This window comes from Moraxella sp. CTOTU47579, from assembly GCF_032004885.1.
GTDB lineage: Bacteria > Pseudomonadota > Gammaproteobacteria > Pseudomonadales > Moraxellaceae > Faucicola > Faucicola tetraodonis.
In genome coordinates this window covers 146878-161703 of record NZ_DALZOJ010000006.1, presented here as the reverse complement: position 1 = coordinate 161703, position 14826 = coordinate 146878, and the positions used below count along the sequence as shown (strand labels likewise).

At 42.6% G+C, this 14826-nt stretch carries 11 protein-coding genes; 5 read left to right on the top strand and 6 right to left on the bottom strand.

Translation table 11 applies throughout. The features are described 5' to 3' along the window. The first annotated feature begins 181 nt into the window (after positions 1-181). A complete protein-coding gene (locus RTP55_RS06310) occupies positions 182-1234 on the top strand; it encodes a CAP domain-containing protein (protein ID WP_312384999.1) in 1053 nt (350 codons plus the stop codon). A gap of 52 nt (positions 1235-1286) precedes the next feature. On the opposite strand, the gene RTP55_RS06305 is transcribed toward RTP55_RS06310, so the two are convergent. Then, on the bottom strand, positions 1287-4109 hold the full coding sequence (locus tag RTP55_RS06305; protein WP_312384997.1) for a response regulator: 2823 nt from the start codon (positions 4107-4109) through the stop codon (positions 1287-1289). A gap of 136 nt (positions 4110-4245) precedes the next feature. On the opposite strand from RTP55_RS06305, the gene fmt reads away from it, so the two are divergent. The 3 genes from fmt (at position 4246) to thrC (ending at position 8114) form a co-directional block, all read left to right on the top strand. Continuing rightward, positions 4246-5262 carry a methionyl-tRNA formyltransferase gene (fmt, locus tag RTP55_RS06300; protein ID WP_312384996.1) on the top strand — a complete coding sequence of 339 codons (1017 nt, stop codon included), beginning with the start codon at positions 4246-4248 and terminating at the stop codon, positions 5260-5262. Between the two features lie 15 nt (positions 5263-5277). Beyond that, positions 5278-6630: a 16S rRNA (cytosine(967)-C(5))-methyltransferase RsmB gene (gene rsmB / locus RTP55_RS06295; protein ID WP_312384994.1), complete on the top strand. Its 1353-nt coding sequence runs from the start codon at positions 5278-5280 to the stop codon at positions 6628-6630. Between the two features lie 68 nt (positions 6631-6698). After that, complete coding sequence (gene thrC, locus RTP55_RS06290; RefSeq protein ID WP_159375617.1) at positions 6699-8114, top strand: threonine synthase; 1416 nt, start codon at positions 6699-6701, stop codon at positions 8112-8114. A 95-nt stretch (positions 8115-8209) separates the two neighbouring features. On the opposite strand, the gene RTP55_RS06285 is transcribed toward thrC, so the two are convergent. The 4 genes from RTP55_RS06285 to mpl all read right to left on the bottom strand — a co-directional run bounded on the left by RTP55_RS06285 (position 8210) and on the right by mpl (position 12113). After that, the gene (locus RTP55_RS06285) at positions 8210-8956 is read right to left on the bottom strand and encodes an enoyl-CoA hydratase-related protein (protein WP_312384992.1); all 747 of its coding nucleotides are present in this window, start codon (positions 8954-8956) and stop codon (positions 8210-8212) included. A gap of 279 nt (positions 8957-9235) precedes the next feature. Further along, positions 9236-9493: a GlsB/YeaQ/YmgE family stress response membrane protein gene (locus tag RTP55_RS06280; RefSeq protein ID WP_036601338.1), complete on the bottom strand. Its 258-nt coding sequence runs from the start codon at positions 9491-9493 to the stop codon at positions 9236-9238. Positions 9494-9752: 259 nt separating this feature from the next. Continuing rightward, complete coding sequence (locus RTP55_RS06275) at positions 9753-10595, bottom strand: ParA family protein (RefSeq protein WP_312384991.1); 843 nt, start codon at positions 10593-10595, stop codon at positions 9753-9755. Between the two features lie 84 nt (positions 10596-10679). Continuing rightward, positions 10680-12113, bottom strand: coding sequence for a UDP-N-acetylmuramate:L-alanyl-gamma-D-glutamyl-meso-diaminopimelate ligase (gene mpl, locus RTP55_RS06270; RefSeq protein WP_312384990.1), 1434 nt, complete (start codon positions 12111-12113; stop codon positions 10680-10682). A gap of 293 nt (positions 12114-12406) precedes the next feature. Between mpl and gdhA the strand changes: the two genes are divergently transcribed. Further along, positions 12407-13741 carry an NADP-specific glutamate dehydrogenase gene (gene gdhA, locus RTP55_RS06265; protein WP_312384989.1) on the top strand — a complete coding sequence of 445 codons (1335 nt, stop codon included), beginning with the start codon at positions 12407-12409 and terminating at the stop codon, positions 13739-13741. Positions 13742-13832: 91 nt separating this feature from the next. Here the strand turns inward: gdhA and RTP55_RS06260 are convergent, their stop codons facing one another. Further along, positions 13833-14819 carry a YheT family hydrolase gene (locus RTP55_RS06260; protein ID WP_312384987.1) on the bottom strand — a complete coding sequence of 329 codons (987 nt, stop codon included), beginning with the start codon at positions 14817-14819 and terminating at the stop codon, positions 13833-13835. Positions 14820-14826 lie beyond the last annotated feature (7 nt).

The window sequence follows — 14826 nt, the reverse complement described above, 5'->3', positions numbered from 1 at the left end:
GTCAGCAATTGACGAAAAATTTTGAGTATGGTGAAAAATTGAACTTCTTTTTTCTCGAAAAAAGTGTAACAATAACTCAATCAAATCAATCTGTCATGATACATATTGAAACGTGAGGTTAAGGTTATAGGGAGTTTAAATGGACATGCTGCTATCAAATAATTTCTTCAACCGTGCTATTATGTTAACATTGTTAGCGACTTTATTAACCGCTTGTGGCGGCGGGGGAAGCGGTAACAGCGATAGCTCATTAACCCCATCATCAACCACTTCCCCAACCCCTATTCCTAACTCTACAACTAATAGCACAGTAGAATTGGCTGCGATAAAGTTGTTGAATGAAAATCGCAGTCAGTGTGGCTTTGGTAGTCTAACAGCCAATCAGAATCTTAACCTTACAGCAATGAATCATGCTAGCTATATGGCATCGGTAACTGAAACAAATAAACAGCCATTTGCAAGTCATGAAGAGCGAGTTGAAACGGGTTTATTAGATACAGGGATTACCAACCCCTATTATTCAGGTATTGATTTAGCCACTAGACTAAATCCCTCTACCTTGGGTAAAAAAGCAGTTAGCACTCATTACGATTATCAAGCGCAAGGTGAGAATATTTCGTTATCAAACTTCTCCACTAAGGATAGTAGTTATACGATAGATGACACTGCCAAAGTCGAAGCCATGTTATATCATTTATTTGCTGCACCTTATCACCTGCGCAGTTTAGTTTATCCGCAATTTACTGAGGTAGGATTAAGCTATCAATTAGTCAAATGGACCGCCAATAATGAAATTAATCATACAAGTCTATTAGAAATCGTATCTGCGTTACCTTTCAGCCAAAAATATATAGAAAATACCAAGCTTTTGAATTTCCCTTGTGATGGGGTTACTACTGACTATGAACTCAGAGATGAAACCCCGAACCCATTTGGTACAACCCGAGATTTAAAAGACCATCCGACTGGACAACCTGTATATGTGTTAGCACCTTTTGATAAAACTATCGCTGAGGCGACAGCCGCAATAACGCAAAATGGTACGTCGATAGGCATGATACATACGCTCACAAGCCTCTCTGACCCCAATAAACTATTAAGTAAAAATGAAGTCATCTTCATCCCAGATTTACCGCTTAAACCCAATACTGGCTACCAAGTCAGTTACCAACTGGTTTATAATGATGGGCAAAAAACCACCAACCAATTTACTTTTAAAACTCGACCCTCATAACGTTTTACTTCAAACAAAAAAAGACCAAGTTAACCTGGTCTTTTTTATTGTCTCAGACCATGTAATGATTGATGGCTTCGATGAGTTTTTGCTTGTTGATGGGTTTGGTCAAAAAACTGTCCATCCCCGCTTCTAAACAGATATTCTTATCATCATCAGAATCATTGGCGGTTAAGGCAACAATCGGCACACTATCTTTATTGAGGCGAATAATACGCGTCGCTTCAATACCATCTAGAATTGGCATGCGACAGTCCATCAACACAAGGCCGATTTGCTGACGATTTTCACTGAGTAACTTAACTGCTTGCTCGCCATCGGATGCTACAAGATAGCGATAACCCAAGGCTTCCAAATGCTTTTTGGCAATTTTTTGATTAACCGGGTTGTCTTCTGCTATCAATATCAATTTTTGGCTAGAAGAATGCGCATCGTTTGGGCTCTCAAGATTGGTGTGGCCCTCATCAACCACTTGAATTGGTCCATCCAATAACAGATTAGGGTTATTAACGGGGGGCGTTACGGATGCTACGTTAACGCTAGAATTAGAGGGATTGGGGTACTGCTGCAAAAATTGCTTAAAGGCCAGTTGTACGGGCAGATGGGTATTGGTTTTTTCTTTTTTGATTTTTAACGCATATAGATGATTCACCTCAGCAATCAACAGGCTTAAAGACGCAGGTTTTTGCAAATACCCATCAAATTGTAATTGCAGCTCGGGTGGCAGAGTTTTAGGTGATTCAATACTTAAAATAATTTTAATCGCATCATTATAAAAATGAATATTATCTAATAAGTGGTTATTGGCTTTGAGTGCTGCATCATCAATCACAAAGACAGGAACCAAGCCTTGCAAATTAAGGTTATTAATCGTATTGATAACGGTTTCATCAATAGTTGTGAAGATATGGTGCGATAATTCCACATAACTTAAAACTTTATTCGCTCGCTCAAAGATAGAAAATGGCGAGATAAGAATGAGTGTTACCCTTAAATTCCTGGTTTTATGTTGGTAAACAGGTTGCAGACTAAACTTTGGAATCGGTAAAAATAGTTGGAATTCGCTGCCTTGACCAAATTGACTTTCTAAATGAATAAAGCCACCCAATAAATGTGAAAAACTATTGGAAATAGCTAAACCAAGTCCTGTACCGCCAAACTGCCGACTAATGGAATCATTGGCTTGTTCAAAGTAGGAAAATAATTTTTGTTGGTCTTTTTCGCTAATACCTAAACCGGTATCTTTTACCGTTATTTTTAACCAATCTTTGCTGACAGTCATATTTTGGCTGGTTTTAGCCGCGATTAATGGGTGACGGCTATCGGTTTTATCAACCGTGATAGCCACGTAGCCCTCTTTGGTAAATTTTACCGCATTGGTCAATAAGTTTAAAATAATTTGCCGTAATTTGCCTTCATCACAATCAATAAAACGTGGGGTAAATGGGTCCACAAAAATATACAGACTAATTTTTTGACGTCGGGCGTTACCAACCATCAGTCCAGTGGTTTGGCGTAGTAACTGCAAGAGATCAATAGACGTGACATTGGTTTGTAGCCTGCCTGCGTCTAATTTGGCCACATCAAGCATATCATTGAGCAGTTGAATCATAGTATAGCTAGATTGTTGTAGCGTGGCGATGGTTTCTTGTTGCTCGCTATTAAACTGTGCTTTATCTTCAGCAAGTAGATCTATCATGCCGACTAGACCACTAAGTGGAGTACGCAATTCATGCCCCACTACCGCCCACATTTTATTAAAATTGGTTAGTTTATCAGTAGTAAATTTATCCTCGACCCACGCTTTTTGCAGCTTATCGTGATAATCGGTGGTATCTTGTAAGCCACAGCTATAACCTTGTAGTTGACCGAAACGGTTATAATACGGGGTAATGCGTAAATCAAAATACAGATTTCGCTGTAGATTGGTCACGGGTAAGGTCGCATAAGTCTGAATATTCTCGAGCGAATTTAGTAACTGCTGCGTGGTTTTATTGGCACCGGTGATAAAGTCACTGAGAATATACATCGACCCCGGTTGAAACGGGGTATAAAACACTTGTGAAAATTTATGATTAAAGTACACAATCCGACCATTTCTGCTCATGATAAATAGCAAAATTGGTGAAGTATCAATCAAAATATTTTGTCGATAGGTTAACTCGCGAACCTTATCATAATATTGCCCCATCTTATAAGCATGACGATTAAACAGCTGAGATAAATAGCGTAATTCAGGGTGGTCACGAAACTCATGAAGCTTGGCAGGCTGATAACCTTGACTAATTTGCAATTGCAAATTTTGGGCATTATCGAGAAATTTATCCCAAACATCATAAACTTTTCGCAGCTGAATCATCATATATAAAAATAGGCAAAGCCCTAGTAGCAGCGGCAGCAAATAGATAGGGTTAGCAAAATTACGCCAAAGCGGGAAGTATTGTACTTTAACATATAAGCGGTAACCCGCTGCCAGATTCTGCCAAACTTCAAAGCCACGATCATCATAAAATATTTTATTGCTTTGTTTGTTAGATAGCGTCCAATTGGGTAAGGGGACAGAAAAATCGTCATGGTTGTTTTTGACAACGGTAGTAGCACCCGTCGGCTCAACGATAATCAACTGATAATTTTTAATCACCGCATGGTGATCTAAAGTGACTTGGCTCCAATCGTACTCATGATGGCTAATTTTATGATTGAGTTTATCAACCAGCTCAACGAGGCAACTTTCACCGAGCTGCTGTTGCTGCTGCAACGCATAAAAACCTAGCAACCCATAACCTGCCACTATCAGTATCAGTTCGATAGCCACTAAGGTTACGATGAGTCGCCGAGCTGCCGGGCGATTGTAGAGAGAAAACTGGTTTGACACAGCGTGATATACCCAATAAAGAAAACGGTCAATGAAGGTAAAAGAAAAAAACCCATCATCACAATGCTAGATTTAAGTATTGTGCCAATTCATATTATAATAGCAGAAATTTATTGTATTTAAGACGAAATTTATCATGTCTCAAACCCCGCTTAGGGTCGTATTTGCTGGTACGCCCGAATTTGCTAAAGTCGCCTTACAAGCGCTCATCAGTCACCAAAAAGCCCTTAATATTGACGTTGTGGCAGTCTATACACAACCTGACCGCAAATCTGGTCGTGGGCAAAAAATTAGTGCATCGCCCGTCAAAGCACTTGCCTTGGCAAATAACATTGCGGTAGAACAACCTGAAAGCTTTAGCTTAAAATCAGCCAATGGGAGTGTTTCACGTGAAACACTCAAAAACTATCGACCCGATATCATGGTGGTGGCGGCCTATGGGTTGATTTTACCGCTTGGCGTGCTACATACCCCAAAATTTGGCTGTATCAATATTCATGGCTCATTATTGCCACGCTGGCGCGGTGCAGCGCCCATTCAGCGTGCGATTTTAGCAGGTGACGACACTACAGGTATTACCATTATGCAAATGGCGCAGGGACTAGATACGGGCGATATGCTGTATAAAATAGAATGCCCCATCACTGACACAGATACCACCCAACTATTGCATGATAAATTAGCCAAATTAGGCGGTGAAGCCATTGTGACGGTGCTGTCTGATTTAGAAAACTATCAACAAAAAGCCGAAAAACAAGACGACGCTTTAGCTAATTATGCCGAGAAAATCACCACGGCAGAGGGTGAAATTAACTGGCAAAATGATGCCATCAGTATTCAGCGTCAAATCCGTGCGTTAAATGCCTTTACCTATCTTGATGAACATAAAGACCCCAATCAGCGTATCAAAATAATAGAAGCAGCACCCATTAAACTTGACCAACAAACCCATGAACCTGCAGGTAAAATCGTCAGTGTGGGTCGTAATGCAATTTTGGTCGCCTGTGGCAAAAACGCGACCAACCACCAACATCAGAGTGTGCAACATCTGATTAATATCACCCAAATGCAGTGGCCAGGGGGTAAGCCGTTAACCGCTGAGCAAATTGCCAATGGAGATAAACTCAACGATGGTGATATTTTTCACTCATAACCAATTAGGCACATCATGACCCAATTACATTCTCAGCTTAACACTCGCGCCAAAGTTGTCGCCACCCTTGAGCGTATCCAACAAGGTGAGTCATTGGCTAGCTTGCTTGACCCACTACTCAACCAAGTGAGCGAAAAAGACAAAGGCTTTGCCCATGAATTATTGCTTGGCACGCTGCGTCAATGGTGGGCACTCGCTCGTATTGGTGAAAGCTTGATTGAGCATGAAGTCACTGACAAAGGCGTATGGGCAGCCCTCAATATCGGACTGTACCAACTGCTGTATATGGACACGCCAGATTACGCGGCAATTGGTGAAACGGTCGAAGCAGTCAAACAACTCGATAAAGGTTACGGTGCTGGACTTATCAATGCCATACTGCGAAAGGTGCAAAAAAACCCTGCCAAATTTGCCAAAAAAATTGAGAAAAACCACAGTCTACCAAATTGGCTTGCCAAACAGCTCAAACAGGATTGGGGTGAATACTATGCCGAGCTTGGGCAAGCGCTTCGCCAACCTGCGCCCATATTCTTACGCGTCAATCGCAAATTTTGTAGTGTAGAGGATTATGCCGATATATTAACCCAACAAGGCATCGGTTTTGCCCTAGTGTTCATTGGCATTGAGAAAGTGCAAACCATTCAACTCACTGACGCTATAAGAATCACTGATTTGCCTAAATTTGCCGAAGGATGGGTCAGTGTGCAAGACAAACACGCCCAGTTATCAGCACATATTTTGGCAAGCCTCGCCTTGGATAAATCTTTGAGGTTACTAGATGCTTGCACTGCGCCGGGAGGTAAACTGGCGCATTTATTGGAGCTTGATCAGTCAAAAACGTTTCACGTGAAACATCAAAATATCGCGCATGTAATCGCTTTGGACAATGATGAAAAACGTTTACAACGGGTGAGCCAAAATTTTGAGCGTTTGCAGTTAAACCAAGAAAATGTACAATTGGTGTGTGAGGATGCTGCAACGTTTCAAGCACATACCCAATTTGATGTGATAGTGCTTGATGCACCTTGCACTGCAACGGGGGTGATTCGCCGCCATCCTGATATTGCATTGCTACGTACTGAAGAAGATGTGGGGCAGACTGCCGCGTTACAAGCGAATATTTTAGCCAACTGTTGGCATAATTTAGCTACTAACGGCTATCTACTCTATATCACTTGCTCGATGTTAAAAGCAGAGAATGAAGACCAATTACAAGCGTTTTTAGCCACACACAAAGCGGCGCAAATCGTGGATTTTAGCCTTAATTTATCCAACCAAATCAAACGGGACATCGGTTATCAATGCTTGCCGCTTCATCAAAACGATGGCGATGGTTTTTATTATGCCTTACTGCAAAAACGTGGCTAAAAAATTGGCATTCATCGCAATGCTAGGTTTATGCTAAACTGCATGAAATTGATTAAATGGATGGAAAGATGAACTATATCAGCACCCGTGGCAAAACAGCCCCTATGCAATTTAGTGATGTGTTACTGATGGGACTTGCCCCAGACGGCGGCTTAATGCTACCTGAAGAATACCCACAGATTGATGAAGCAACCCTCACCCAATGGCGCACTTTAAGCTACACTGAGCTTGCCTTTGAAATCATGCAATTATTTGCCACCGATATCCCAAAAGACGATTTAAAAACACTGATTGATAAAACTTACACCGTGCAGGCATTTGGCAATCCTGATATCACCCCTGTTCGTACACTCAAAGATGGCATCAAAATCATCGAGTTATCAAATGGTCCCACACTGGCATTTAAAGACATCGCCATGCAGTTTTTGGGCAATGCTTTTGAATATGTGTTAAAGAAAAAAAATGAGCGTCTGACCATCATCGGCGCCACATCAGGTGATACAGGCTCAGCTGCTGAATATGCGCTGCGCGGCAAAGACAATATCGAAGTGTTCATGATGTCACCCCATGGCAAAATGAGTGAGTTCCAGCGCGCACAAATGTATAGCCTCGATGACAAAAATATCCATAACATCGCCATCAAAGGTATGTTCGATGACTGCCAAGACATCGTAAAAGCCCTGCAGCAAGATGCTGAGTTTAAAGCCAAATACAGCCTTGGGACTGTCAACTCCATTAACTGGGGTCGTATCCTCGCGCAAATCGTCTACTATTTTAAAGGTTATTTTGCCAGCACTACCGACAATAGCGAAAAGGTGAGTTTCTGCGTGCCATCGGGTAACTTTGGTAATATCTGCGCGGGACATATTGCCCGTGAAATGGGATTACCCATCGACCGTTTAATCGTCGCCACCAACGAAAACGACGTTCTGCACGACTTTTTTACTACTGGTAAATATAGCCCCCGTACCGCTGACAAGACTTATGTGACATCAAGTCCATCGATGGATATTTCAAAAGCGTCAAATTTTGAGCGTTTTGTGTACCTGCTCGCTGAGAAAAATGGCGAAAAAATCCATACGCTTTGGCAGGATGTCAACGCAGGTAAAGGCTTTGATATGTCGGATTTGATGGCAAACATCAATGGCAAATATGGCTTTGCATCGGGTAAATCAACCCATGCCGACCGTATCGCCACAATCAAACAAGTGTATGCCGAAGACAATCAGCTCATTGACCCGCACACCGCTGATGGGATAAAAGTGGCTCGTGAAGTACGCAAAAAGGGTGAGGTCATTGTCTGCGCCGAAACCGCCTTGCCAGCCAAATTTGCCGAGACCATCACCGAAGCTGTCGGTCAACTTGACATTCCCCGCCCCAAGCATACCGATAATATCGAAAGCTTGGCGCAGTATGTGACTGTGCTTGATAATGATGCAAATTTGGTGCGTGCGCAAATTGAACAGTTTGTGGTAGCCAAATAATGGCTATCTAATAAATTGGCTAATAAGTTGGGTTAAACAAAAGCCTTTTAATTTGCTAGTTAAAAGGCTTTTTTGCATTAGTGTTCTCTTTTGCCTTATTGTTTATGGACAAATTTGCGCAGTATCGCTTTGACTTCATCCGTCTGCAGACGGTTACTAAAGTGAACATTTTCTTGTTGGATACGCGCTAGGATTTCTGTGGCATTACGCATCAAGTCTTTGGTTTGTCGTACCGATGACACCGATTTTTTGGCAAGTATTTCTGCTTTTTGGCGCGCCGTGCTTAGTACCTCATCACTATTAGCAAAAGCTTGGTTGGCTAAGCCCAATTCAACCGCCTGTTTACCTGTAATTTTTTCACCCATTACAAACACCTCAAAGGCACGCTGATAACCAATTTTTTGCGTCAGTAAAAGGGTCGAACCTGCTTCTGGCACCAACGATAAATCCACAAATGGGGCCAATAATTTAGCGTTTTCTACGATATACACCAAATCACAATGAAGTAGCAGCGTCAAGCCAATGCCAACGCCTGAGCCTGTCACCGCTGCCACGATGGGTTTGGGATAATCGCCCAAAAACTGCACAAAATCTAACGCATTAAGCTCAGCATCGTCGTTTTCAGCTTTGTTTAAAAAATCGACAAGATCATTACCTGCGGTAAAAAAATCCCCCGTTGACGTAAATAAAATCACTCGAATATTATCGTCACTTTTTGCCTGTTCCATCGCGGTTTGTACGGCTTGGTACATGGCATTGGTTAGGGCATTTTTTTTATCAGCACGATTAAATTGGATTTCTAAAACGCCATTTTGCGTTTGAAAATTGACAAGTTGTTCCATGAAAGCGTTTACCTTAGTATCTCATTAGTGTCTAATAGGGGTCTAGTAGGTATCTGGTGCTAAAAACCAAGTCAACAATATAGCATTATTCTAAGCGGAGATTCCAAACTTAGTAAGACAATGAGGGCAAAAAAATTAAACTGAAAAAAATTAAAGCCAAAATGCCAAGTGTTAGATACCATGCGTTCAGAAAATTTTAGCCAATAAAAAAGGCATTTAAATTAAATGCCTTTTTTAAATAGATATTCTAAATTGATTGCATAGTTAACTAATACAGTATTAACCAATACGGCGTTTACCAGTGGCTAACTCATAGACGAATAGCACAATAATAGCACCAATGACTGAGAAAATTAGACCAGTAAAGCCACCATTGGCATTCATACCTAGCATACCTGCTAAGAAACCGCCTACTAACGCACCAATGATACCCAATACAATAGTAAGAATCCAGCCCATTGCGTCCGCACCTGGCTTGATAGCACGGGCGATAACACCAACGATAAGACCCATGATAATCATATAAATAAAGCTCATTTTAACACTCCTAATTTTTTAACCTGTGTAATTTTTAACTTATTTTTTTACCTAATCGATTGGCAGGCGTTACAGCGCTAAATTGTTATATTTATGGTTTTAACTAATAACTGCCTCTCTGATGACTGGTATTTTATAGACAAGCTACCAGCAGTTAAAATGTTGGTTTGTTAATTATGTAAGTTCTCTTTGAAGTATTAAGAGGATTTTTTATTTAATGTAATGCTATGTCAGTAGAGACGATTAATTGTAAGTTCCGTTATCTGGATTCGATTTCTTGATAAAGCGCAGCATACTGCTGGGTGAGTTTATGTTTAGCGTCCAAATAAATCAGCGGCAAACTTTGATGGTGGGATTGTTTCATGATAATTGAAGGGCTAAGTTTGGTCTCATACATAGGATAGCCTTCATTGACCAACGTTTGTACCACTTCTTTGGGTAGATTGGCGCGTGGGTCAAACTGATTGACGATAATACCTTCAATTAACAAGTCACTATTATGGTCTTGGCGCGTCTCTAAGATATTTTGCACCAAGGTTTGCAGCGCGCGTTTGGAGAAAATATCACAATCAAACGGGACAATGACACGATCAGCTGCGATCAATGCCGACAAAGTAAAAAAGTTAAACGCCGGTGGTGTATCAATGTACACCCGATCAAACTGCTGACTTAAAAGGTTTAAGCCGTCTTTTAATTTATAAATTTTATGTTTGCTTTCAAGGGGCTGCAAAATATCGGCAAGCATGGGGCTGGCTGGAATCAGTGATAAATTATCAAATCGGGTGGTGTGAATGCAATGCTCCAACCCTTGATTGCGACTACCCGCCATACCGCCAAACGGAAATGCAAACATCATCGGCATGGGGCTAGACGTCGCTTGCAGGGTTTGCGAAAAGAAATTTTCAATATTGGGTTCTGTGATATGCGCGGGATGAATGTCTGTGGCATCATCGCCGATGATATATTGGGTTGCGTTGCACTGGGGATCAAGGTCGATGAGTAAGGTACGCAAACCTTGATGGGCACTCATCGCGGCAAGGTTGACAGCAATGCTGGATTTACCAACACCGCCTTTTTGATTAAAAATGACTCGGGTAAGCATTGTGTAACCTAATATTTGTACAAGTAATCATGAGTATGCTAAAAAATCACGATTTTTGCTAGCAAATTTACAAGGTTAAAACAGTTAGCCTTGCTGCAGTGCCTTCACCAGTCGACCATGAATGCCTTCAAAGCCGCCATTTGACATTACAATCACCGCATCGTCATCGCCAATGTGCGCTGCAATATGCTTAATAATCGCATCGGTCGATGTCATCACTTGTTGGTTGGCAGCATTGCCAATCGCATCGGCAACTGACCAATCTAGATTGGCAGGTTGATACCAAATGACTTGGTCGGCGATACTCGCTGATGGCGCAAGCAAACCTTGGTGGGTACCGAGTTTCATGGTATTTGAACGCGGTTCAATCACTGCCCAAATTTTACGCTTTGGGTTATCCGCAAAACGTTTTTTGGCACCATCGAGCGTGGTTTCAATGGCGGTTGGGTGGTGGGCAAAGTCGTCATAAACTTCTATATGTTTGCCGTGGTTATCGATTGTGCCGACCAGCTCCATACGGCGTTTGATGCCAGCAAAATTGGATAAGGCTTCACAGGCTTGTGCAACCGATACGCCAATATTGTAGGCTGCCGCAATTGCCACTAAGCCATTATTGACGCTATGTAGCCCGCTCATCTGCCAATGGACTTGTCCTTTGTGACCATCAAACATGACTTCATATTGGCTTCCGTCTTGTTTCACTAGCTTGGCTTGCCAATCGGCGTGGGGATTAGTGCTAGCAAGCGCTGTCCGCCAAATCGGTGTCCAACAGCCTTTTTTAAGGGTTTCTTCCAAGCTTTCGGTATCTGCTGGCATGATGATTTTGCCATTTGACGGTATCATGCGTACCATGTGATGGAACTGGGTTTGGATGGCGGCAAGGTTAGGGAAGATATCGGCGTGGTCGTATTCAAGGTTGTTTAAAATTGCGGTGGTTGGGCGATAGTGAACAAACTTAGAGCGTTTATCAAAAAAAGCACTGTCATACTCATCCGCTTCGATGACAAAGTAACCTTCATGATCCGCAGTTGTATCACTACCCAAATAACTACTGTGGGCAAACGCTTTTTTTAGGCGTTCATCTGGGGTATCAACCAGTGGCACGCCACCAATCAAAAAGCCGGCATCAATGCCTGCATAGTGTAAAATCCACGCCAGCATGGTGGTAGTGGTGGTTTTGCCATGCGTGCCTGCGACGGCTAATACATGACGGTATTGCAATACCTGCTCTGCCAAAAACTGCGGTCCTGAGGTATAAGGAATACGCTCATTGAGCATATATTCAACCGCTTCGATACCGCGCTTCATGGCATTGCCGACAATCACCAAATCAGGTGCAGGTTGTAAATGACTAGCGGCATACCCTTGTATAATCTCAACACCCGCATTTTCAAGCTGGGTGGACATTGGTGGATAGACATTGGCGTCCGAGCCTGTCACGGTATGTCCAAGGTCACGCGCAAGCAGCGCCAACGAACCCATGAAGGTACCACAAATACCAAGAATATGAATGTGCATAAGTTTGCCTTAGGTCAAATACGCATTAGCGGCTAACCAAAGCCGCTAAACCTTGCTAAAAATTAACAATTTTAAAGGACAAATCAGGCTTTGTCAGCTATTAAATCCAGTTGCAGGTTAACTTGCTCACAAACACCCATGTCTAGTTTTCGGCAACCCACCGTGCCAAAACCGTGCCAAAGAGGTACAGAGAAATAGTTTTACAAATTACTATGACAGTGCTAAGTTACTATAAATTCACCAAAATAGTGTTTTTGCACTATTTTTATGAAGTTAAAGCATTGAGGAGTGGTATGAAAAGCAGTGAGTTATTAAGCATTTTAAAGCAGTGTCATAGCAATGAGCCAGAGTTTATCCAAGCGGTCGAAGAATTCTGGGAAGATATCGCAGCGGTTTATGACCAATCTACTGTTTATCAACACCTTAATCTATTTGACCGCTTAACCAACCCTGACCGTGTTATTCAATTTCGTATCAACTGGGAAGATGACCAAGGCAATGTTCAAGTCAACCGCGGTTGGCGTGTGCAATTTAACAATGCATTAGGTCCTTACAAAGGCGGTATCCGTTTTCATTCCAGTGTGAATCTTTCGGTACTAAAATTTTTAGGGTTTGAACAAGTCTTTAAAAACGCATTGACCGGTCTACCCATGGGTGGGGGTAAAGGCGGTTCAGATTTTGACCCAAAAGATAAATCAGACGCCGAAATCCGTCGATTTTGCTATGCCTTTATGCGCGAATTAGCGCCCTATATTGGTGCAGATATAGATGTACCTGCGGGTGATATCGGTGTCGGTGGCCGCGAAATTAATTATATGTTCGCCATGTATAAGACGCTTAATCGTGAGTTTACCGGGGTATTAACCGGTAAGACGGTGGGACAAGGTGGTAGCTTGATTCGTACCGAGGCAACGGGGTTTGGTCTTGTGTATTTTTTACAAAACATGCTAGAAGCCCATCATGACGGCTTGATGGCTAAGACTGCTCTAATCTCAGGTGCGGGCAATGTATCGTTACATGCGGCACAAAAATGTATTGAGCTTGGCGCGCAGGTACTGACATTATCAGACTCAAAAGGCACCTTACATCTCAAGCATGGCTTTAGCTTAGAGCAAATTGAAGCGCTCAAAACTTATAAAGCGCAAGACAAACGTTTAAAAGACTTCGTCAGCACCAGTGATGACGCAGAATGGATCGACGGTAGCCGCCCATGGCATATCAAAGCCGATATTGCCCTACCTTGCGCCACCCAAAACGAAATCAATGGGCAAGATGCGCAAAATCTGGTCAATCATGGCGTGAAATACGTGGCAGAGGGTGCCAACATGCCCAGTGATGCCGATGCCATCGCCATCTTCCAAAGTAATGGCGTCATCTATGCGCCGGGAAAAGCCTCGAATGCCGGTGGCGTTGCGTTATCAGGTCTTGAGATGTCACAAAACTCGGTACGTCAATACGCAACCTCTGCAGTGCTTGATGAGCAATTAAAAACCATCATGAAAAATATCCATGATGATTGTTTTAACCATGGCAAACAAGCGGATGGGAGGATTGATTATAAAAAAGGCGCCAATCTAGCAGGTTTTAACAAGATTGCTAAAGCCATGGTGAATTACGGCATTTTATAATGTTAGAAGTAATCTTAAAAAACCCCTCATTAACTTTAATCAATAAAAAGCGCCGTCATTGTGATGGCGTTTTTTATTGAAGCCATAGCAATCAGTCAGTACAAGCCTGAAAAAATTTAAAGCTGGTGCTAGGCAGCCAATTCACATTGAGTTTTTTGTTTTGTAATTGCACAAAGCCCACATGTCCCCCATGCTGGCTATACAGTAAGCGCACACAAGGTGACACATCGTCTTGGGTGGCAAGAATGCCCAAAAATGGGTCGTCTTTGGCAGTGATAATCAGCGTGGGTTTAGTGATGTTTTTGAGTACAGGTAGGGCAGAGGCTTGGATGTAATAATTCGCCCCCGTACCAAAACCATGGCGCGGCGCGGTATATAACTCATCAAACTCATCAATCATCTTGATATTTTTTAATGCGTTAACTAATGCTGGCTCGTCCACCTTTTTGAAGGCTTTTTGCAATAAAGGATTGAGCAAATAAGGCGTATACACCCGTTTGGCGACAAAACGATGCATGGCTTTTGCCGAGGTCGTCAAATCGACGGGCGCAGAAATCACCACCGCTGCTTCACAGGCAGCTGCATCGCCTTGCTCACCCATATAACGCGCCAGCATATTGGCGCCGAGCGACACCCCGCTGGCTACAATTCGGCTATAACCGTACTGAGTTTTTAGCAGCTTAAACATATGCACCGCTTCGGCAGTATCACCCGCGTTATAGTCCAATTCTGAGGTATTATCCACCCCACCGCAGCCGCGAAAATGGACGATAACCGCATCATACCCCAATCGGTGCGCTTGGTGGGCAAAGGCAATGGCATAATGGCTATCACTGCTGCCTTCAAGCCCATGAAACATCACCGCCAATGGCTTATTAAGGTTTGGCTGATTATCGGTATTGGCAAAGACAAAGTCATAAGCCACTTGGGTGGTGCCGGTACGGTCAGGGTGAAGGTGACGCTGATAATTGGGTTTTGGCAGTTTGATAAACTTGGGTAAAATGGTTTGAACGTGGGGGTTGGCTAAGAAAAACGGGGTGCGAAAGGGGAGCAAAGCAAGTTGGTGTATGGTCGTCATAAGTTAC

Bases quoted from the DNA above. Each gene is read 5' to 3' on its own strand.
- RTP55_RS06310 (WP_312384999.1), top strand. From the start codon at position 182: ATGTTAACATTGTTAGCGACTTTATTAACCGCTTGTGGCGGCGGGGGA.
- fmt (WP_312384996.1), top strand. From the start codon at position 4,246: ATGTCTCAAACCCCGCTTAGGGTCGTATTTGCTGGTACGCCCGAATTT.
- rsmB (WP_312384994.1), top strand. From the start codon at position 5,278: ATGACCCAATTACATTCTCAGCTTAACACTCGCGCCAAAGTTGTCGCC.
- thrC (WP_159375617.1), top strand. From the start codon at position 6,699: ATGAACTATATCAGCACCCGTGGCAAAACAGCCCCTATGCAATTTAGT.
- RTP55_RS06285 (WP_312384992.1), bottom strand. From the start codon at position 8,956: ATGGAACAACTTGTCAATTTTCAAACGCAAAATGGCGTTTTAGAAATC.
- RTP55_RS06280 (WP_036601338.1), bottom strand. From the start codon at position 9,493: ATGAGCTTTATTTATATGATTATCATGGGTCTTATCGTTGGTGTTATC.
- RTP55_RS06275 (WP_312384991.1), bottom strand. From the start codon at position 10,595: ATGCTTACCCGAGTCATTTTTAATCAAAAAGGCGGTGTTGGTAAATCC.
- mpl (WP_312384990.1), bottom strand. From the start codon at position 12,113: ATGCACATTCATATTCTTGGTATTTGTGGTACCTTCATGGGTTCGTTG.
- gdhA (WP_312384989.1), top strand. From the start codon at position 12,407: ATGAAAAGCAGTGAGTTATTAAGCATTTTAAAGCAGTGTCATAGCAAT.
- RTP55_RS06260 (WP_312384987.1), bottom strand. From the start codon at position 14,819: ATGACGACCATACACCAACTTGCTTTGCTCCCCTTTCGCACCCCGTTT.